The 1,611-nt window shown below is 57.6% G+C and carries 1 protein-coding gene; it reads right to left on the bottom strand.

All coding sequences use genetic code 11. The annotated features are described in order from the left end of the window. A partial coding sequence (locus C3B51_RS21965) for an amino acid adenylation domain-containing protein (RefSeq protein ID WP_130246399.1) occupies positions 1 to 1,611 on the bottom strand: 1,611 nt, incomplete at both ends.

Genomic DNA, 1,611 nt, shown 5'->3' with positions numbered 1-1,611 from the left:
GTGGCGCTGATCTTCGCCGCATCGATATTAAGCAGCTCAGCCCAGATGGCGCACACCGCGCGTTCGGTGTCGTTTTGCGGTGCCACATAAACGCCCTGTTGTGTGCCTGCCTCAACTTCTGGCAGCGCCTTTTTATCGATTTTTCCGCTGGCCGTCAGCGGCCACTGTGACATCACCCGCCCCAGTTTCGGTACCATGTAGTCCGGCAAACGACTCGCAAGCGTGTTCAGCGCCTGGCTGATAAAGTCTGCATGTGACTCCTCATCCAGCATCTCAGCCGGCTGCACATAGGCCACCAGATAAACCCCATTCGCGCCATTTTTGGCCACCACCACCGCACTGTCGATCGCCGCCTGGCGACTCAGCTGCTCACTTATCTCCCCCAGTTCCACCCGGAAACCACGAATTTTTATCTGATCGTCTGCACGTCCCACAAAAGCCAGGTTGCCATCCGCCTGATAGCGGACTAAATCTCCGGTGCGATACAGACGTTTTGAACTGCCTGCCACCTTGGCATCATAAAAGGGATTGTCGATGAACCGTTCGGCGGTCAGCGCGGGCTGATTCAGATAGCCCAGTGCCAGCCCGTCGCCGCCCAGGTATAACTCTCCGGTTGCCCCATATGGCAACAGCGCCAGCTGGTCATTGAGGATCAATGCCTGCGTATTGCTAATCGCCCGACCGATACTCGGGACATGGTCGATTTCTTGCGTGAAACAGGCGCAGGTTGAGTAGGTGGTATCTTCCGACGGACCATAGAGGTTATAAACTCGCTCACAATGCTGGCCTGCAAGCAACTGATTCACCACGTCGCGACCCAGCGGCTCACCGGCCAGGTTCACTACCCGTACGCCCGCCGGGATCCCCCCTTGCTCCAGCAGCGCCTTGATGGCCGATGGCACAGTATTTATAAGCGTGACCGGCAACGGATAGTCCAGCAAGCTCAGCGCATTGTCCACCAGCACACAGGTGCCGCCCCGGGTCAGGGTAAAGAAGAGCTCAAACGCCGACAGGTCAAAGTTAATGGAGGTACTGCATAACACCCGCGCGTAATCTTCACGACTGTATACCGTGTCGGCCCAGCTCAGCAGCGCATTGACATTGCGGTGACGAATAGCCACGCCTTTGGGCTTGCCGGTGGACCCAGATGTATAAATGGCATAAGCCAGGTTATCGCCCTGATGCGCAACCGGTTGGTAAGAGTGTGCGGGATCCCCCTGGCAAAGGGTTGCCAGGCTCAGTGTCTCGATAGCCAGACCGTCAAGTGCTGCGGGCGTATCCGTGATGGTCACCAGCGGCCGGGCATCGTCAATGATCTGCGCCAGTCGGGCACTGGGATAACTGGGGTCAAGCGGCAAATAGGCCGCACCGGTTTTAAGGATGGCCAGTATCACCATCACCATCTCGGCGTGTCGCAAAGTGCTGACGCCCACCATAGTGTCAGCACCGAGCGTGTAATGATGTTGCAGATAAGCGGCAATGCGATTGGCACCGGCGTCCAGCTGGGCATAGCTCAGTGTGCGACCACCCGGCATTTCTATGGCAATGGCGTCGGGTGTCAGCTGAGCCTGATGGCTGATCTGCTGATGCAGGCTCAGCTGGGGGTCATAA

Origin of the sequence: Pseudoalteromonas rubra, assembly GCF_004212645.1 — a bacterium.
Taxonomy (GTDB): Bacteria; Pseudomonadota; Gammaproteobacteria; order Enterobacterales; family Alteromonadaceae; genus Pseudoalteromonas; species Pseudoalteromonas rubra_G.
The sequence above is the reverse complement of the archived record's forward strand: the minus strand, read 5'-3'. Positions and strand labels throughout refer to the sequence as shown.